The organism is Geobacillus vulcani PSS1 (assembly GCF_000733845.1).
Classification (GTDB): domain Bacteria; phylum Bacillota; class Bacilli; order Bacillales; family Anoxybacillaceae; genus Geobacillus; species Geobacillus vulcani.
The window spans coordinates 60893-80126 of the sequence record NZ_JPOI01000001.1 but is presented as its reverse complement, the minus strand read 5'-3'; the positions used below and the strand labels follow the sequence as shown (position 1 = coordinate 80126).

Genomic DNA, 19234 nt, shown 5'->3' with positions numbered 1-19234 from the left:
TTGCTGTTCCAGTATAATGAAAGTAAGAAAATGTAAACTTTAAAGGGTTGGATGCTATGGAACAAAAGGAACAGGCGTTGCAGCAGTCATTAAAATTATTCATTGTGTTATCGCGGGCCTATCGGTCAGTCAGCGATCAAGTAAACAAATCGATTCAATCGTTCGGCGTCAATCCGACCGAATTTGCAGTGCTCGAACTGCTTTACCATAAAGGTGATCAGCCGCTCCAACAAATCGGGGAAAAAATTTTGCTCGCCAGCGGCAGCATCACGTATGTCATCGATAAGCTTGAAAATAAAGGCTTGATCATGCGCCGCGCCTGTGAGCGGGATCGCCGCGTGACGTATGCGTCGATCACCGACAGCGGCCGGCAGTTCATCCAGCGCGTGTTCCCCGAACATGCCGAGACTATCCATGAAACGGTGGCAGCGCTGACGCCGGAAGAAAAGGAACAGGCGATCGTGTTGCTGAAAAAATTAGGCTACGGCGCAAAAAGCAGAGACTGACCTCGCCTCAGTCTCTTTTTTTAACACATTCACCGAGAAGTCTCCCACCTCGAAATGGAATGTAGGTGGGAGAGGTTCATTTTTGCCGAAAATGGACACGTTATATAACGAACATCATATTGCAGGAAAAAAGGAGAGATCGCCATTGATGATTCCCGTTGGGGTGTCCAACCGTCATATTCATTTGTCAAAAGAACATATGGCGGCGCTGTTTGGCGAAGGCGTCGAGTTGACGGTGCTCAAGCCGCTGTCGCAGCCCGGGCAGTTTGCTGCGAAAGAGACGGTGACGGTCGAAGGACCGAAAGGGAAAATCGAAAACGTCCGCGTCCTCGGTCCCGTCCGTTCGCTGACGCAGCTGGAGATTTCGAAAACCGACAGCTTCAAGCTCGGCGTCGTGCCCCCGGTTCGCTTATCCGGCGACATTGACGGAACGCCGGGCATTACGATTCACGGACCGAAGGGGACGGTGACCGTCGACAAAGGGGTGATCATTGCCAAGCGGCACATTCATATGACGCCGAAAGATGCCGAGACGTTCGGCGTCCGCGACAAGCAGGTCGTGAAGGTGAAAACGCAAGGGGAGCGGGCGCTCATTTTTGATGAAGTCATCGTCCGCGTCAGCGAAGATTTTGCCTTAGATATGCACATCGACACGGATGAAGCGAACGCGGCCGGCCTGAAAACGGGCGATTATGTTGAGCTGCTTCCGTCATGAAAATCATCCGTGTCAAAGGCGAACAAAGCGCCCTCTCGTTCCGAGAGGGCGCCTCCCGTTAACGCGGACGCTTCTTCTCTGATCGATCTAGGGTGCCGACCAGATGAAACGGCGCATCACGCCGAATGGCATCAATGACGCCGCCGCTGATTTCTTGATGGGTGAGCCAGCGCGAACCGTATTCTTCCGCGACAAAACCGAGCTGAACTTGCCGATAAAGGCAAGCGACAGGCAAACAGAGTTCCGATTTCGCTTCGGCTGGATCGGCGCGGCTGCCGAGCACGTGAAACAACCGCCAAGGGCCGGGATGTCCGCTATTTTTTTTGATGACAGTGGACAGCGCTTGGTTTCCGTCCGTATGCACCCACGCAATGATTAGAGCAAACGTTCCGTTTTTTTGGATGGCCCGGGAAATCAGGGAACAAAGCGCTTCTTGATCGCGATAATCAACAAGAAGCGGGTTGATGGATGCCATTGGTCCAGCGCGGTCGATGAGCTGCTTCATCCGTGCGTAGCGGCGGGCGATGACGGACACATCATATCCTTCCCGCACAAGCCAAAGCGACACATCAGCCAACATGCCTGTCCCGCCGATGACAAGGGCGTGCATGGCGGCTCCTCCTTTCGGGTTAATGCAGCGATTCTTTCAAATAATGGTCAAACCATTCGACGATATGGCGAAGCCGCTCGAGGCGAAGCGTCGGGTTGCCGGTGCGCGACAAGTCATGGTTGGCGTCCGGAAAGCGAACGAATTTCGTTTCTCGCCCGAGTTGTTTCAAGGCGATAAACAGCTGTTCCGCCTGCTCGATCGGGCAGCGGTAATCGCGCTCACTGTGAAGAATAAGGAGCGGCGTGTGCATCTGTTTGACGTATTTGAGCGGCGAATGATGCCAAAGCCGCTCGGCGTCTTCCCACATGTCGCAGCCGACCTCCCATTTGGTGAAAAAGTAGCCGATGTCACTCACGCCGGAGAAACTGAGCCAGTTGGAAATCGAACGTTGGGTGACGGCCGCTTTGAACCGGTTCGTATGCCCGACGATCCAGTTTGTCATAAAGCCGCCGTAGCTGCCGCCGGTGACGCCAAGCCGTGTTTCGTCAATGAAGTCGAATTGGCGAATGGCGGCGTCGACGCCGGCCATAATGTCTTCATAATCCATGCCCCCATAGTCACCGCGCACGGCATTGACAAATGCCTGGCCATATCCGTGGCTGCCGCGCGGGTTCGTGAATAAGACGGCATAACCGCGCGAAACGAGCAATTGAAATTCATGAAAAAAGGTAAATCCGTACATCGCATGCGGCCCGCCGTGAATTTCGACGATAAGCGGCGCCTTTTCCCCTTCGCCAAGCCCGGGCGGTTTCATGATCCAGCCTTGAATGTCCGAACCGTCTGTTGATTGGTAGGTAAACGGTTCGGCATCAGCGAGCGCGACTTCGTTCTCGAGCGCTTCATTGACCGTGGTGAGCCGCGTTTTTGCGCCACTTTCAAGTGAGATGGCATACAAATCCCCAATCACTGTCGGCTCGCTAATCGCGGCAACGGCCTGCTGTTCGTTCGGATGGACGGCGAGGCCGTATACATGGAAGTCTCCTTCGATGATCGGAACGACGGGTCCGTCAAGCGGGATGAAAAATACGTTGACGCGCCCGCGATCCGAGACGGTGACATACAGGCCGCTCCCGTCGTTTGCCCATATCGGGCCCGGGCCTTTCGCATCAGCGTGCATGTCGCCGATCATGGCATCGCCGAGATGGACGTCCCAATCGGCGGTCAGCACCCGCGCCGTTCCACGCTCCGGCTCAAAAACGTAAAGCCGGTGAAGCGTCGCCCCGAGATAAGCCAAATCATGGCCGATGGCGGCGAGCTTCGTTCCATCCGGCGACCAAGCGAGCGAGGCGAAGGTGCCGCATCCGTTCGTCACATTCGTTTCCGCTTTCGATTCGAGGTCAAGCAACACAATGTCGCGTGTAAAGACGGTGTCCGGATCCTCGTTTCGGTTGGCCACAAAGGCAAGCGTCCGTCCATTGGGCGACATCGCAAACGAACCGATTTCCTCCTCGCGGCTCGTCAACGCTTCCGCTTTTCCTGACGCCGCATCGATGCGCACGAGCACCGCCTGTTTGCCGTCAAGAAAACCTGCCGCGTCTGATTTGTAATAGAGCCGCTCCACCACGCGCGGTTTCAGGTCAGCCGGCTTCGTTTCCTTTTTTTCCGGCTCTTCGCGGTCAGCGATCGTTTCGTCGTCGCCAAGCGCCGTTAGGGCGATGAGAAACGTCCCGTCCGGCGACCAGATGTAATCGCGCACTCCATTTTTGAAAAACGTCAGCTGGCGCGCTTCGCCGCCATGGGCAGGCAACAGCCAAAGCTGCGCGCGTCCGGAGCGGTCGGATAAAAAGGCGATGACTTCCCCCGTTGGGGAAAAGCGCGGCTTCGTATCGCGCCAGCGCCCGAACGTCCATGGACGGACGGAGCCGTCTTCGGTCCACATCGATAGATGGGAGCGGTATTGTTTTTCCTCGTCGATCGATTTTTCCACAAACACGACGCGCGTCCCGTCCGGGGCGTAGTGCGGGTCGCGCACGGAGCGGAGGCGAAGCAAATCTTCCGCCGTCATGCCGCGCCGTTTCGTCGGGTGTTCGTTGTTGTTCATCAGCTGGACCCCCTCTTTCTTTCAAGTAAAATGGAACTACCTTATAATTTCGTCTTCCGAAAGAAAAGATCCTGCCCAAAACAGAAAAAAACGAACGCCCATCGTTCGGGCGTTCGTTTTCGGGCGCTATGCCGACAGTTTTTGTTTTTCATTCGCTTGTTTCGTCGCTTTTTTTACTTGTGGATAGAAGATGATGCCGCTGGCGAGCAAGGCGACGCCAAGCAGGAACGTCTTTATATCAGCCGTGCCAGCGATGACGACCCAGATGGAATACACCGTCGCTAAGGCCGCAATGATTCCGTCAACCATCCGCTCACGCGCCTTTCGGTACGTTTCCCCGGTGAGCGTGAGTTTCAGCTGAAAGATGGAAGCGATCAAATACGGAACGAGATAGGCGAGCGTGGCGATGTAAATGACGAAGTCAAACGCCGCGGCCATTGAGTGGGAAACGGTCGAAAAGATGAACAATTGCGCCAAGGCGTTTGACAACGTGAGCGAGAAGCTCGGCACCCCTTTTTTGTTTTCCTTCAAAAATGCCGGCAAAAACATCCCTTGTTTCGCCGCTTGGTACGGCACTTCCGCGCTCAACAAAATCCAGCCGAGCGTCGAACCGAGCAAGCTGATGAGTCCGAGAACAGCGAGCACATAGCCGCCAGCCGGCCCAACGATGGCGACAATGGCGTCAACGAGCGGTTTTTCCGATTGAATAAGTTTGTTTTGCGGCAAGACGCCCATCACCAAAAAGCTGATGCCGATATAAATGGCTAAGGCGATGAGCAGGCCGGCGATCGTCGCCCACTTCACATCGGCTTGTTTGCGCGCCCGGGAAGCGAACACCATCGCCGATTCGACGCCGACAAACGCCCAGAGCGTCGATAAAGCGGCGTTGTTGATTTGCCCCAGCAGGCTGATCGCTTGCCCGTTCCCGTCATAGCGCGGAGCGTCAAGCGGGCCGATGACCGCTTTGTCAAAGGCAAACAAGGCGATGACGATAAACAGGAAAAAGCCGAGCACTTTCGCCGCTGTTGCCACAAAATTCAGCTTGCCGGCGTCTTCCACCCCGCGCAAAATGATGACATGCATCCCCCAAAGAAGCGCCGTGCAGACGAGAAACGTCAGCAAATTTCCCAGCTTCAAGGTAAACGAACCGATCACGAGCACCGTTTTGTTGCTCGTCAGCACCGGGAAAAACGTCGACAAGTAGCTTGTAAATGTCGTAATGATCGCCACGTTGCCGGCAAAGTTGCCGATCCAATACCCCCATGACGACATAAAGCCGGATAAAATCGACAAATGCGAGCCTTTCGAGAACAGCTCTTTCGCATAAATTTGCGGTCCGCCGTTCAAGTCGGGCTTGCGGATCGCCAAGTTGCCGAACACAAGCGCCGTCATCAAGACGCCGGCCCCGGTCAACAGCCAAGCGAACATGACGCCGAGCGGACTCGCCGCCTCCGCCAACGATCGCGGCAGCATAAAAATGCCGGAGCCAACCATATTGCCAACGACAAGCGCGGTTAATACCGAAATGCCAAGCTTTTGCTGATTGGCCAAGATTACAACGCTCCTTTCTAAAAAAGAAAGCACCCGCGCCTCTTCAGCGGGTGCACAACTCGTTCGCATCCTACTGAATGGCGATAGCGCTCCACCGCCGTAGGCGATGGCAGTCCTGCGCCTGTTCGGCCGCAGGCCCAGCTTGCGCCGCCGGAGCGCGACGCAAACTTCGGCGATGAACCCTTTCCCGCTGCGTCATGGACCGCTCCGGGCCTCGGCAGCGCTACTTTTGTTCACCGCAACCTCTATCCCATTGAAGTGGAGAGGGGGTATGTCGTTGCCGACAATATCTTACTTCATTCGACAAAAGGCGTCAATATCTTTTTGTAGAATAAAATATGGAAGCCAATCGTTCATTGCAATAGCCGATGGTGGAGGAATGGGGCAAAAAAATAATGTTTGGGAGTTGGAAAAGGAAGGATTTTTTGAGATCATGGCGAATATACAATTGGCTGGCCAAAGATAGGAAAATGCCGTCGTCACGCCGAGTGCCGGCTCATTGGCCGCTATCATTTTACAGAAAGAGACCCATGAGCGCGTTTCGCACTCCACCCGGGCATGAATGTGTATTTCCACCGAAAAATGATCAGGAAAGAAGGGATTGGCGTGAAATTTTCCGAGTTTCGTTATGAGCGTCCGGACATCGATCGATTGCAGGACGCGTTTCAAGAAGCGCTCGATGCGTTCCGCCGCGCCGGGAGCGCCGCCGGGCAGCACGAGGCGATGAAACGGATCAACGAACTGCGCCGCCGCTACAGCACGATGGCGAACCTGTGCCACATCCGCCATACGATTGATACAAACGATGAGTTTTATAAGAAAGAACAAGACTTTTTTGATGAAACGGAGCCGATCGTTAAAGGGCTCGTCAACGACTATTACCGTGCGCTCGTCGCTTCGCCGTTTCGCGCTGAGCTTGAAAAAACGTGGGGCGCGCAGCTGTTTGCCTTAGCGGAAACGCAGCTGAAAACGTACGCTCCGGCAGTGATGGAAGACTTGCAAAAAGAAAACAAGCTGGCGAGCGAATATACGAAGCTCATTGCGTCGGCAAAAATCATGTTTGAAGGGGAGGAGCGGACGCTCGCCCAACTGCAGCCGTTCGTCGAGTCGCCGGATCGGGCGATGCGCAAGCGGGCGAGCGAAGGGCGGTTTTCGTTTTTCACGGACCATGAGAAAGAGCTTGATGAGCTGTATGATGAGCTCGTCCATGTCCGCACGGCGATCGCCCGCAAGCTCGGGTTCCACAACTTTGTGGAACTCGGCTACGCCCGTTTAGGCCGGACGGATTACAATGCCGAGATGGTCGCCAACTTCCGCCGGCAAGTGAAAACGCACATCGTCCCGCTCGCCTCCAAGCTGCGCGAACGCCAGCGGCAGCGGATTCAGGTGGACCGGCTTACGTATTATGATGAGCCGTTCATGTTCCCGAGCGGCAATCCGGCGCCAAAAGGGGACGCCGCTTGGATTGTTGACAACGGCCGGCGCATGTATGAAGAGCTGTCGCCGGAAACGGGCGCGTTTTTCCGCTATATGATCGAACATGAATTGATGGACCTCGTCGCGAAAAAAGGGAAGGCGGGCGGAGGCTATTGCACCTATATCGATGACTATAAGGCGCCGTTTATTTTCTCCAATTTCACTGGTACATCCAGCGACATTGACGTATTGACCCATGAAGCCGGCCATGCGTTCCAAGTGTATGAAAGCCGCCATTACGACATTCCGGAATACAACTGGCCGACGCTTGAGGCGTGCGAAATTCACTCGATGAGCATGGAATTTTTCACATGGCCGTGGATGGAGCTGTTTTTTGCCGAAGACGCCGACAAATACCGGTTCGCCCATTTGAGCGACGCGCTCTTGTTCTTGCCGTACGGCGTGGCGGTCGATGAATTCCAGCACGCCGTCTACGAGCGCCCGGACATGACGCCGGCCGAGCGGAAGAAAACATGGCGTGACATTGAGAACGTGTATTTGCCGACAAGGGATTACGACGGCTACGATTACCTTGAACGAGGCGGCTTTTGGCAGCGGCAAGGGCACATTTACACTGACCCGTTTTATTACATCGACTACACCCTCGCGCAAGTGTGCGCGTTCCAGTTTTGGAAGCGGGCGCAAGACGACCGGGCTGCGGCGTGGCGCGACTATGTGGCGCTCTGTCGATTGGGCGGCAGCCGGCCGTTCACCGAGCTCGTCCAAAGCGCCAACCTCCAGTCGCCGTTTGCCGACGGGGCGGTCGCTTCGGTTATCGGCCATATCGAACGGTGGCTGGACAGTGTCGATGACAAAGCATTGTGAATGAAAGAGGTGGAACGGCATCGTTTCACCTTCTTTCTTCAAGACGGAGAAACACTTATTGCGCTAGGGGGAAAAACGATGATTCGGAAAGCAGTTTTCACTGATGCGCCGGCGATTGCCGCTGTCCATGTGGACAGTTGGAAGACGACGTACAGCGGCATCGTGCCGGACACGTACTTGGAGACGTTGGCAGTGGAAGAAAAACAAACGTTATGGGAGAAGGGGCTCAGCCAAGCGGACCATTCCGTGTTTGTCGCCGAGGAACATGGGCGCGTCGTTGGATTCGTCTCCGGCGGACGAAATCGGGCGAGCGACGGCCCAGCGGCCCACTATGACGGGGAGCTGTACGCGGTGTATTTGCTCAAAGAGGCGCAAGGAAAAGGATGGGGACGGCGGCTTGTGCAAGCCTTGGCCCGCGACTTGGCGCAAAAAGGCATTCATTCGCTCGTCGTCTGGGTGCTTGCCGACAATCCGTCGCGCTGTTTTTACGAACGGCTTGGCGGTGAAAAACTGGCCGAGGAAAGGGTGGAAATCGGTGGAAAAGTGTTATCGGAGTGGTGCTACGGCTGGCAAGACATTCAAACGATGAACCAGTAGATGGGCTGCCGAACTGTCGGCAGCTTAAAAAATGTATTTTGTGAGTGATTACTCACTTTACAAAAAGGTTTATCTTCATTATACTATAAATGAGTGATTGCTCACTACTATGTAAAGGGGAGAAAAACAATGACCGCCAATCCATGTATTCAAGTCGAGCGTGTTTCCAAGCGGTTTGGAAAAAAAGTGGTCATCGACGATGTGTCGTTGGATGTCCGCGCGGGGGAAATTTTCGGTCTGCTCGGCCCGTCGGGAGCCGGCAAGACGACGTTGGTGCGCATGATCGCCGGCATTGATTTGGCGAGCGAAGGCACGATTCGCGTGTTGGGCGTGAACATGCCTGATCTTGGCGCCATGAAGCGGATCGGCTTTATGGCGCAGTCGGATGCCCTGTACGGAGAATTGACCGCGCTCGAGAACATGCAATTTTTCGCCTCGATCTATGGATTAAGAGGAAAAAAACAAAAAGAACGGATCGATGACATGCTCGCGCTCGTCAACTTGACGGATGACCGGAAAAAGCCGGTGCACCAATACTCAGGCGGGATGAAGCGGCGGCTGTCGCTGGCGATCGCCTTGCTTCACGAACCCGAAGTGCTCATTTTGGATGAGCCGACAGTCGGCATCGATCCGGTGCTGCGCCAATCGATTTGGGCGGAGCTCGAGCGGATTCGCCGGCGCGGTACAACCATTGTCGTCACGACCCATGTGATGGATGAAGCGGAAAAGTGCGGGCGGCTTGGCATGATTCGCGAAGGTCGTTTGATCGCCGTCGGCCGCCCGGATGAATTGAAACAAAAAGCAGGCGCAGAAACGATTGAACAAGCGTTTTTGACGTTTGGAGGTGCTCGTCGATGAGAGTGTTGGCCATTGTCGTCCGCATCATCCGCCAGTTTTTCCGCGACAAGCGCACGCTGGCGCTCATGATTGTCGCACCGATGTTCGTCTTGTTGTTAATGGATTTGGTGTTTAATGGCGAAGAATACAAACCAGCCATTGCCGTCAGCGAACACGTGCCTGAGGCGGTTGTTGACAAGTTGAAAGAAGCGGGAGCGAACGTGAAAGAGCTGTCAGCAAAACAAGCGCGAAAGCAGCTGGACGATCAAGACATTGACGCGTGGCTTGACATGAGCGGAAGCGCTCCGCACCTTACGCTGGAAGGAAGCGACCCGACGGCCAATCAGGCGGTGATGGCCGCGGTGCAACAGGCGTTTCAGTCCATGGCGCCCAAGCCCCCGTTTCAGCTGAAAACAACGTATTGGCACGGATCAAGCGATATGGCGTCATTTGATTATTTCGGCCCCGTGTTGATCGGCTTTTTCGTCTTCTTTTTTGTCTTTTTGATTGCTGGAGTGTCATTTTTGCGCGAGCGGACGAATGGGACGCTCGAGCGGTTGATGGCGACGCCGCTCAGGCGCTGGGAAATGGTCGCCGGCTACATGATCGGGTTCGGGCTGTTTACGACGATTCAGGCAAGCTTAATTTCATGGTTTGCCATTGATGTGCTCGACATGATGATGGAAGGTTCGTTCGTGTATGTGCTGCTCATCACGTTTTTGCTGGCGATGACGGCGCTGGCGCTCGGGATGCTGCTGTCGGCGTTCGCCAACAACGAGCTGCAAATGGTGCAGTTTATCCCGCTTGTCGTCGTGCCGCAAGTGTTTTTCTCCGGCTTGTTCAATCTTGACACGATGGAAGAATGGCTGCGTTCGCTGAGCGTCATCATGCCGCTCACCTACGGGGCGGATGCGCTGCGCGATATTATGGTGCGGGGGGAAGGTTTTCGCGCCATCGCTGTGGATGTGTACGTGCTGCTTGGCTTTACGTTGCTGTTTATGGTATTCAATGTAGTAGCATTGAAAAAATACCGCAAGCTGTAAGGAGTAGAGTCATGAGCGAGCATTCATGGATTCAGGAATTGCTGCAAATCGGCGGCAAGGAAGGGCAGTTCAGTGAAAAGCAGCTGAAAATTTTGGAAGCCGCGGTGGAAATGTTTGCTGAAAAAGGCTATGCGGCGACTTCCACGAGTGAAATCGCCAAAAAGGCTGGGGTGGCGGAAGGCACGATCTTCCGCCACTATAAGACGAAAAAAGACTTATTGTTGGCGATCGTCACGCCGACATTGTTTCAGTCCGTCGCCCCGTTTTTGGCGAAAGAGTTTGTCCGCGAAGTGTTTGACAACGAATATGAGACGTACGAACAGTTTTTGCGCGCGGTGTTCTCCAACCGCTACGCCTTTGTGAAAACGTATCTGCCGGCGATTCGCGTGCTCTGGCAGGAGCTGGCCTTTCATTCCGAGATCAAACAGTGCTTTCAACGCGTGTTTACCGAGCATGTGTATCCAAAATTCGCCCGCATTGTCCGCCATTTTCAAGAGAAAGGGGAGTTGGCCGAGCTGCCGGTCGATTCGGTCATCCGCTTGACGATCACATCGCTCGCCGGCTTTTTGGCCGCCCGCTTTCTCCTTTTGCCTGACCACAACTGGGACGATGAGGCGGAAATGGAACGGACGATCCGCGTGTTGATGAACGGTCTGCGGCGCTAACCGGCCGGCTTCCGCGCAGGAGCCGGCCTAGTTGTTTTCTTTCGCATAACGGAGGATAGCTTCGGCAAACTGTTTGAAATCATCAAGATGTTGTTCAACGATGGCTTGTACGATGCCAAGGTTCAGTGGTTGGTAGTCGTGAACAGCGATGTTGCGGAATCCGATCATCGCCTTCATCTTTTTGCTTACGGAAGGGGAGATGACCCCATGTTCTTCGAGAAGAGCGAACGCATCGCGGCTATGCTGCGGCAATCCGAATTTTTGCTCGGCAACGATATGCATGGCCAAATCGATGCGGGCTTCGCACGCCCGCTGCAAATTCAGAACGATCGAATCTTGTGCTATTTGTTCAAACGATGTTTGACCGATGAGCATGTTCGTTTGTCCAATCGGTATGGAATGGTTTCGATTGATCGATCATTTTTTTGTATGGCCATCTTCCGAAATCATATTTGATCCTTTATTCGGATCAAACGATGGATACCATTGGACATCGTTAAAAATATGGACAGGGGATCGCTCTTTGTCCAAGATGAGAAGATTGTACCGCAAGTCCCCATGATTGATTCGATTGATCAAATCTTTTGGTATATCATGTCGCAATCTCCCAATACCTTTTAGGAAGTGGAAAAGAGGTAGGAAGTCGACGACAATATTCGATATAATGTAAAAAAAAACGCCCCACCCTGTGTTCAAGGTGAGACGACGTTCGTCAGACGGTTATGAGGCGATTTGCGCCACGATGGCTTCTCCTTCGACATCGATGCGGATCGCGCGCACCGGTTCGCTGGTGTCAAGCAGGCAGTCGGCGATGTTGTCTTCGACATGCTCTTGGATGACGCGGCGGAGCGGGCGGGCGCCGAAGGCCGGATGGTAGCCGAGTTCGGCCAGTTTTTCTTTCGCCGCTTCCGTCACGTCGAGTTCAATGCCTTGTTCGCGCATCGCCGCTTTGACATCGGCGAGCATCAAGTCGACAATCTCAAGCAAGTGAGCTTTTTCGAGCGGCTTGAACTCGATGATGGCGTCGAAGCGGTTCAAAAATTCCGGCTTGAAGTAAGCGCTGAGTGAGTCAAGAACGCTTGATGGGCTGCCGCTTTGTTTTTCAAAGCCGACGGTGATTTTTTTGTCGGTGACGCCGGCGTTGCTTGTCGCGATGATGACCGTGTCTTTGAAGCTGACGGTGCGGCCTTGGCTGTCGGTCAAGCGGCCGTCTTCCAAAATTTGCAGGAAGATGTGCTGCACGTCCGGGTGCGCCTTTTCAATCTCATCAAGCAAGATGATGCTGTACGGATTGCGGCGCACTTTTTCCGTCAGCTGGCCGGCTTCTTCAAAGCCGACATAGCCCGGAGGAGAACCGATCAGTTTCGCGACCGAATGCTTTTCCATGTATTCGCTCATATCGAGGCGAATCATGGCGTCTTTCGTGCCAAACAGCTCTTCAGCGAGCGTTTTGGCGAGCTCCGTTTTCCCAACGCCGGTCGGGCCGACAAACAAGAACGAACCGATCGGGCGGTGTTTCGCCTTCAAGCCGGCGCGGCTGCGGCGAATGGCTTTCGCCACTTTTTTCACCGCTTCTGCTTGGCCGATCACTTTTTTCGCCAAGTTTTCTTCGAGATGTTTCATTTTTTCTTTTTCATCGGCTTGCAGCTTGCCGACCGGGATGCCGGTTTTCTCGGCGATGATTTGCTCGATATCGGCGGCATCCACGACAGGGCGTTCTTGGGTGACGCCTTGTTCGAGCTGTTTCTCCAGTTTCAGCTCTTCATCGCGCAGTTTCGCCGCCAGTTCATAGTTTTCTTCTTTCGCCGCTTGTTCTTTTTCTTTCGCGATTTGCATCAGCCGCTCTTGCAGCTGTTTTTCATCGGTCGGGCCGAGGCGCAAGTTCGCTTTCGAGCCGGCCTCGTCCAACAAGTCGATCGCTTTGTCCGGCAGGAAGCGGTCTTGGATGTAGCGGTGCGCGAGTTTGACGCACGCTTCGATCGCCTCATCCGTATAGCGGACATGGTGGAATTGCTCATATTTTGGTTGAATGCCTTTTAAGATGGCGATTGCTTCGTCAACGGTCGGCTCGTGGACGATGACCGGTTGGAAGCGGCGCTCAAGAGCGGCGTCTTTTTCAATTTGCCGGTATTCTTTCAACGTCGTTGCCCCGACGACTTGCAGTTCGCCGCGGGCAAGCGCCGGTTTTAAAATGTTGCCGGCATCCATCGACCCTTCGGCAGCGCCAGCGCCGACGAGCAGATGGATTTCGTCAATGAACAAGATGACGTTTTTCCGCTCTTGCAGTTCGGCGATGAGCCGTTTCATCCGCTCTTCGAATTGACCGCGGATGCCGGTGTTGGCGACAAGCGAAGCGACGTCAAGCAAGTACACTTCTTTGTTCAACAATTTTTCCGGCACGTTTCCTTCGGCGATTTTCAGCGCGAGCCCTTCAACGATGGCCGTTTTCCCGACGCCCGGCTCCCCGATCAACACCGGATTGTTTTTGTTGCGGCGGTTCAAAATTTCAATAACGCGCGCAATTTCTTTGTCGCGGCCGATGACCGGGTCGATCAAGCCCGCTTTTGCCATTTGCGTCAAGTTGCGGCCGAACTGATCCAAAAATCCGCCGCTATGGCTTTGCGAGCGTTTCGTCATCGTTCCCGGCGAGCTCATTCCTGCGTTGGCCGCTGTGAAGTGGCTGGTGAAGAAGTCATCAAAGGAAAATGGCGAAAAGCCAAAATTCATCATTGGAATCGACAATTGTTGTTTTTGTTTTTCATAGCATTCATGGCAAAGATGAAGCTGTTGTTTTTCCCCGTTCCATTGCAAGTTGACAAATACGGTTGCTTCACGTTGCTGGCATGCTTGGCAACGCATGAGGAATACCCCCTTCTCCGTTACTGGTGGTTTGACTTTGACTTTCTTTGACCTTCTGACTTTATTATACTTTGACCTTTTTTGACTTTCAAGTGTTTTGCGCAAAAAAATTTGTGATAACGATGAAATGTTTTTGAAAAAATGGTGAATACTAATATAAATGCGGCAAAGCTATGATAAAGTGAAAAGCAGAAAAAGAGGCGGGAACGGCCTGCCTTCAGTGCCGAGAACGGGGCGGCTGAACAATGTTGGTTATAAAAATTTTGAAAGAAAAAGGAGAAAGGTGAAGATGAGAAGACGTGTTGGTTTCGCGTTTGCTATTGTACTTTTGGGGATGATGATGGTCATGGCTGCTTGTACAAATCACAACAAGCAAGCCGATACGGCGGCTGTGCTTGACGTGAAAATGGATGTGCCGGATCACATCGACTTGAACAAGCCGACGAAGCTCGCCTGTGTCGTGACGTATGGCGGTGAAAAAGTGGACGATGCGAGCGAAGTAAAGTTTGAAGTATGGAAGCACGGAAGCAGCGATCGGGACATGCTCGAAGCAAAGCATGACGGCAATGGCCGCTATTCCGTGGAAAAAACGTTCACCGAAGCGGGAACGTATTCCGTTGTCGCCCATGTGACAGCGCGCGATATGCATAACATGCCGAAAAAAGATGTTGTCGTTGGCAACCCGGAACAGGCGGCAGCAGCCGACGGGGAGGGCGAACATTCCCCAGGCAGTGCTGAAGAACACCGTCATGCCGCCGTCGCTATTTCGCTGTCATCCCGCTCGTTCGAAGCTGGAAAGCCGGCGGCATTGACCGTCCATCTCACCAAAGATGGGAAGCCTCTCACGAACGCCATCGTTCGCTTTGAGATTTGGCAGGCGGGCAATAAGCATGAATTTGTGGATGCGGATGACAAAGGAAACGGCAAATACGAGGCTGTTGCCACGTTTGCCAACAAAGGGACGTATTCGGTGAAAGTGCATGTGGAAGCAGATCAATTGCACGAACATCAAGTCGAACAAGTGACTGTTCAGTAACGAAGGATGCTGAGGAAGGCATCCTTTTTTTGTCTATTCGTCTTTCCTGTCCACTGCAGACATATACATGGAAATAAGCAGCGGACAAGGAGAAGGGGAGAGCAGAAGGTGAAGAAAGCAGAATGGTCGGAAGCGTGGCAAATCGCCGCTGTTTACGTCGGCACGGTGATTGGAGCAGGATTTGCGACCGGAAGAGAGATTATGGAATTTTTCACCCGTTATGGGGCGGCCGGAACGGTTGGGATCATCATCAGCGGTTTTTTGTTTATATGGGGCGGCGCACGACTCATGGTGATGGCGCGCCGCATTGGAGCCATATCATACGATGAATTGAATCGTTATTTGTTCGGGAGAATGTTGAGCCCGTTTGTGACGCTCGTGATGACGGCGATGATCGCGGGGGTGACGGCGGTGATGATCGCCGGGGCGGGCGCGGTGTTTGAAGAGCAGATCGGCTGGCCGCGGCAGGCGGGGATTGCCCTGACGCTCGGTTTGGCGCTTGTGGTCATGTTGCTCGACCGCAAAGGGCTGTTTGGCGTCAACGTGTTAGTCGTGCCGATGATGATGATATTTAGCGCCACCGTATTGATCAAAATGATGATGGTTGGCGACTTATGCCGACCGGATATGGTGGCATCGGATTATTCGCTTAAGGCGATGTTGTCCCCGTTTTCCTATGCGGCGTTTAACTTGGCGATGGCCCAAGCGGTGCTTGTGCCTGTTGCCCGCGAAGCGACCGGTGAGCGAGCGGTGAAGCGCGGGGCGATGTTGGGGGGAGTGATATTGACAGGGTTGTTGCTGCTAAACCATATCGTGCTGCTATCGTTTCCGCAAAAGGATGATTACGACATTCCGATGGCTGAAGTGGTTCGTACGTTTTTTGCCATGCTGTATTGGTTGTATGTCGTAGTCATTTACGGAGAAATTTTTACATCGGTCATCGGCGGCCTGTTTGGGCTTGCCCGTCAAGTGCGCGTTTGGGTGCCGAGCGGCGGAAAATGGCTGGGCGTGCTGCTCGTGTTGTTGTTTGCGGCGGTCAGCCCGTTTCGCTATGGGGAGTTGTTGTCATTTCTCTATCCACTGTTTGGCTACATGAGTCTCATGTTATTGTGGCTTCTTTGGCGTCGACGGCTGCCGCACCGATAAATCGGCCCTTTCGTTCCCTGACATTTCTTTGGTGAAGGGGGACGAAAGGGCTTTGTTTCGTTATGAGTGGAATCGGGCGATCATTTTTTCTAAATCGTGCGCTGCAGCAGCCAACGTGTCTGCTTCCCGGGCTAGTTGGTGAAGGGCGAGCGTTTGTTGCTCAAGTCCCGATGCGGTTTCTTGCACCATGTTTGAAAAATCGGCGGCCACGGTGCGTACGTCTCCCATCAGTTCACCGAGCTGCTCGCCGTCGGCGGTGATGGCGTTGACGTAGGATTCGTTTTGCTGAAGCAAGTCGTTCAGCTGGGCGAACATGCCCTGAAACGATGTGAACGTCTCTCCTGTTTTCCAAAGCGAGTTTTTCGTCGTTTCAACACGGAGACCGCTTCCTTGTACAGCTTGCACGGCTTCCTTGAGCGCGTTCGTCATGGCGTCGAGCGAGGCGAAAATTTCAGCGGCGAACGCGTTTGTATCTTCGGCGAGTTTTCGGACTTCTTGGGCGACGATGGAAAAACCGCGGCCCGCTTCACCCGCCCGCGCCGCTTCGATCGAGGCGTTTAGGGCGAGCAAGTTCGTCTGTTTGGCGATCGTGCGAATGGCGGTGATCATGTCATGGGCGCGCGCCGCTTCATGGGCGGCTTTGTCAATGAGGGCGGTTGTTTCATTGATGCCGTGCTGCATCGCGTCCATGTTTGTTTTTGTTTCCTCAATGAGGCGAATGCCTTCTGCTGCCGACGACCAAGCGTCGCCCGCCTGCCGTACGACGCGTTCAACGGCAGCCCGCATGAGCTGCACGCGCTTCACCATCTGCTGGATGACGTCACCCGCTTGCTCGACAGCGGTCGTTTGTTGTTTTGCTCCTTCGCGGAACGTTTCAACAGCAGCGGCGATTTCGTCGAATGATTCAGAGAGGCGGCGCATTTCCATCTGCTGTTCAACGCTCACATCATGCACAGTTTTGGCTGCTTTGCCAAGTTCATTGATGATCGTGCGGATGCCGAGAATCATTTTGTTGATTTCGTAGGCGATTTGATGAAATTCATCTCGTTTTTTCTTCGTTTTCACTTCCGTTTGCAATTGACCTGAGGAGACGGTGCGCGCGACGCTGTACCAATGGCGAAGCTCGGCGGCAATGGCTCGATGCCAAGCGGCGCTGAGCCCAAGCCCAAATAAAGCGGCAAACAGCGCGGCAAAAACAGGCGTCGCCCCGGCGGCGGAGGCGGCCAGCCCGACAGCTGCCGGAGCGATGGCGATGCTTGCTAACACCCATTGCAAATACGGACGATGCATGAGCCTTCCCATCCGCAGATTGAACCGTCTTCCGCCTGGCTCCATCCAAAGCGGGCAGCTGGCGTCAATCAACACTTCGCCGGTATCGCGTTCGTACACTTGCAATAGCGGCTCGTTCGTGCGGGCGGCGGCGAGCCCGACTGGGTCGGCAAACACCCTTCCCTCGCGGAGGCGGTTCGTATGGATAAGCCCGTATCCGCTTTCATCGACAACAACAAAATATTCATCACGGCCGAGCCGATCGTCTAAAAAGGCGCGGATGCGGTCAAGCTGTTCTTCGAGCGGACGCGTTCGATCGATCACCTCTCGCAGCGCTTCTGCCGTTGCCGTCACTTTTTTCAAGGCTCGTTTCGCCCGGCGCTGTTTCGTCAGTTCGCTCATAGACGATTCTCCTTTTTTCGTTTGTCTATTTTCAATAATATATAGAAGATTTTGTCGAATCAATAGGATGAAAGGGGGATGCATAAAAATATCTATCGATTGGAAGACTATGCTGTAAACGGAAAGGCGAGGGGATGGCCATGGGTTTGTTCATGTTTTGGAAAAAAAAGAGAAAACGCCCTCCCAAGCGCCCGATTTCGCAACTTTGGGAACAACTGCGGCAATCGAGCGATTTTGTCGAATTATCATTTCTTGTTGGGGACAAGGAGCTGTCCATTTACTATTTTGATTCGCTCGTCGATCCCCAACTATTGCAAGAGCGGATTCTTTGTCATCTGCAAAATGACATTCCAAAGCATCCGACCATCCGGCTCGAAGAATTGCAACAAATCGTGCCGATTCAGCGCATTGAAGTGAGCGAAGACATCGCGCTGATTGAAGAAAAGGTGCTGAAAGGGTTTGTCGCTGTCACCTTCCGCGAGCAACCAAACAAAGCGGCGCTCATGAGCGCCGCCGCTGAAAATTTGGGGCTGCGGGAAAACAACGATTCGGAAAATGAGTTCAGCGTCGTCGGACCGAAAGTCGGTTTTGTCGAGAACGTCGGCGTCAATCTCCATCTTCTCCGGCGGCAAATCGTTGCGCCCAACTTAGTATTTCGTGAAATGTCAGTCGGCTCAATGTCCAAAACCAAAGTCGTCGTCGCCTATATCGATGGCGTGGCCAATCCGGAAGTGGTCCGAACGGTGACGCAGCGGCTTGAGACGATTCACTTCGATGTCGTGTTTGACAACGCGATTTTGGATCAGCTGCTCGCCGACAATTCGCGGACGCCGTTTCCGCTCTTTATCTCGACCGAGCGGATCGATCGGGCGGTGTATGCCCTCATTTCCGGACAAGTCGCGGTGCTTTGCGACGGTTCGCCGTATGCGGTGATCGGGCCCGCGGCGCTGTTCGATTTTTTTACGTCGCCGGAAGATTACTATTTGCCGTGGGTGCTCGGTTCGTTTTTTCGGCTGATCCGGTTTTTCGGCGTGGCGTTTTCCGTGCTGGCGTCGCCGATTTATGTGGCCGTTTTGACATATCATTACGAAATGATTCCCGAGGATCTGCTCGGCCCGATCATTTATTCGCGTTCCAATGTGCCGTTTCCGCCCGTGCTCGAAGTGCTGTTTTTGGAAGTGACGATCGAGCTGCTGCGTGAAGCCGGGGCGCGGCTGCCGACGAAAGTCGCGCAAACGCTCGGGATTGTCGGCGGGATTGTGATTGGGCAGGCGACCGTCGACGCCGGTTTGACGAGCACGATTTTGTTGATTGTCGTGGCCTTGGCCGCGCTCGCATCGTTTACAACGCCGATTTTCAAAATGTCCAACACGATTCGGTTTATCCGTTTCCCCTTTATTTTGTTCGCCGCCGGCTGGGGCGGGGTCGGGATTGCTTTTGCCATCTGTTGGCTGCTCATTCATTTAGGCCGGCTGCAATCGTTTGGGTATCCATATTTGGTTCCGTTTTACCCGTTGCGTGTGCGCAACCTCGACGATACGTTTATTCGTTCGCCGTACAGCCAAGCGGCGGAGCGGCCGCAGTTTCTTCGTCCATGGTCGCGGTTTCGCTTTGATCCGAATGAAGCGAAGCAAAAGCGCGATATTGATGAGTAAA

16 protein-coding genes and 1 riboswitch are annotated in these 19234 nt (G+C 53.9%); of the genes, 10 read left to right on the top strand and 6 right to left on the bottom strand.

From position 1 onward, the window contains the following. Window positions 1-56: 56 nt before the first annotated feature. Window positions 57-506 carry a MarR family winged helix-turn-helix transcriptional regulator gene (locus N685_RS0100415; RefSeq protein WP_031404867.1) on the top strand — a complete coding sequence of 150 codons (450 nt, stop codon included), beginning with the start codon at window positions 57-59 and terminating at the stop codon, window positions 504-506. Window positions 507-654: 148 nt separating this feature from the next. Next, window positions 655-1221, top strand: coding sequence for a phosphate propanoyltransferase (locus N685_RS0100410; protein WP_031404865.1), 567 nt, complete (start codon window positions 655-657; stop codon window positions 1219-1221). A 58-nt stretch (window positions 1222-1279) separates the two neighbouring features. Here N685_RS0100410 and N685_RS0100405 read toward each other — a convergent pair whose 3' ends face one another. The 3 genes from N685_RS0100405 to N685_RS0100395 form a co-directional block, all read right to left on the bottom strand. Continuing rightward, entirely contained in the window at window positions 1280-1831 is a 552-nt protein-coding gene (locus tag N685_RS0100405) for a short-chain dehydrogenase (RefSeq protein ID WP_031404863.1), read from the bottom strand. Between the two features lie 19 nt (window positions 1832-1850). Next, window positions 1851-3872 carry a S9 family peptidase gene (locus tag N685_RS0100400; protein ID WP_031404861.1) on the bottom strand — a complete coding sequence of 674 codons (2022 nt, stop codon included), beginning with the start codon at window positions 3870-3872 and terminating at the stop codon, window positions 1851-1853. Window positions 3873-3998: 126 nt separating this feature from the next. After that, the gene (locus N685_RS0100395; RefSeq protein WP_031404859.1) at window positions 3999-5423 is read right to left on the bottom strand and encodes an amino acid permease; all 1425 of its coding nucleotides are present in this window, start codon (window positions 5421-5423) and stop codon (window positions 3999-4001) included. A 76-nt stretch (window positions 5424-5499) separates the two neighbouring features. Then, window positions 5500-5679, bottom strand: a riboswitch (Lysine riboswitch). Between the two features lie 350 nt (window positions 5680-6029). Here N685_RS0100395 and N685_RS0100385 point away from each other — a divergent pair. The 5 genes from N685_RS0100385 to N685_RS0100365 all read left to right on the top strand — a co-directional run bounded on the left by N685_RS0100385 (window position 6030) and on the right by N685_RS0100365 (window position 10866). Next, entirely contained in the window at window positions 6030-7724 is a 1695-nt protein-coding gene (locus N685_RS0100385) for a M3 family oligoendopeptidase (RefSeq protein WP_031404855.1), read from the top strand. A 78-nt stretch (window positions 7725-7802) separates the two neighbouring features. Further along, the gene (locus tag N685_RS0100380; protein ID WP_031404853.1) at window positions 7803-8321 is read left to right on the top strand and encodes a GNAT family N-acetyltransferase; all 519 of its coding nucleotides are present in this window, start codon (window positions 7803-7805) and stop codon (window positions 8319-8321) included. A gap of 129 nt (window positions 8322-8450) precedes the next feature. After that, complete coding sequence (locus tag N685_RS0100375; RefSeq protein WP_031404851.1) at window positions 8451-9179, top strand: ABC transporter ATP-binding protein; 729 nt, start codon at window positions 8451-8453, stop codon at window positions 9177-9179. After that, on the top strand, window positions 9176-10201 hold the full coding sequence (locus N685_RS0100370; protein ID WP_031404848.1) for an ABC transporter permease: 1026 nt from the start codon (window positions 9176-9178) through the stop codon (window positions 10199-10201). The genes N685_RS0100375 and N685_RS0100370 overlap by 4 nt, the downstream gene beginning before the upstream one ends. A gap of 11 nt (window positions 10202-10212) precedes the next feature. Then, entirely contained in the window at window positions 10213-10866 is a 654-nt protein-coding gene (locus N685_RS0100365) for a TetR/AcrR family transcriptional regulator (RefSeq protein ID WP_031404846.1), read from the top strand. Between the two features lie 27 nt (window positions 10867-10893). Here N685_RS0100365 and hepT read toward each other — a convergent pair whose 3' ends face one another. Next, a complete protein-coding gene (hepT, locus tag N685_RS0100360) occupies window positions 10894-11241 on the bottom strand; it encodes a type VII toxin-antitoxin system HepT family RNase toxin (RefSeq protein ID WP_084177453.1) in 348 nt (115 codons plus the stop codon). 345 nt (window positions 11242-11586) lie between these two features. After that, the gene (locus N685_RS0100350) at window positions 11587-13725 is read right to left on the bottom strand and encodes an ATP-dependent Clp protease ATP-binding subunit (RefSeq protein WP_031404840.1); all 2139 of its coding nucleotides are present in this window, start codon (window positions 13723-13725) and stop codon (window positions 11587-11589) included. A gap of 289 nt (window positions 13726-14014) precedes the next feature. On the opposite strand from N685_RS0100350, the gene N685_RS0100345 reads away from it, so the two are divergent. Further along, window positions 14015-14761 (top strand): FixH family protein, encoded by a 747-nt coding sequence (locus N685_RS0100345; protein WP_031404838.1) that lies wholly within the window; start codon window positions 14015-14017, stop codon window positions 14759-14761. Window positions 14762-14869: 108 nt separating this feature from the next. Next, the gene (locus N685_RS0100340) at window positions 14870-15907 is read left to right on the top strand and encodes a YkvI family membrane protein (protein ID WP_031404836.1); all 1038 of its coding nucleotides are present in this window, start codon (window positions 14870-14872) and stop codon (window positions 15905-15907) included. A gap of 60 nt (window positions 15908-15967) precedes the next feature. Here the strand turns inward: N685_RS0100340 and N685_RS0100335 are convergent, their stop codons facing one another. Further along, a complete protein-coding gene (locus tag N685_RS0100335; RefSeq protein ID WP_031404834.1) occupies window positions 15968-17578 on the bottom strand; it encodes a methyl-accepting chemotaxis protein in 1611 nt (536 codons plus the stop codon). A gap of 140 nt (window positions 17579-17718) precedes the next feature. Here N685_RS0100335 and N685_RS0100330 point away from each other — a divergent pair, with 140 nt between their 5' ends. Continuing rightward, complete coding sequence (locus tag N685_RS0100330; protein ID WP_031404832.1) at window positions 17719-19233, top strand: spore germination protein; 1515 nt, start codon at window positions 17719-17721, stop codon at window positions 19231-19233. The last annotated feature ends 1 nt before the right edge of the window (window position 19234 follow it).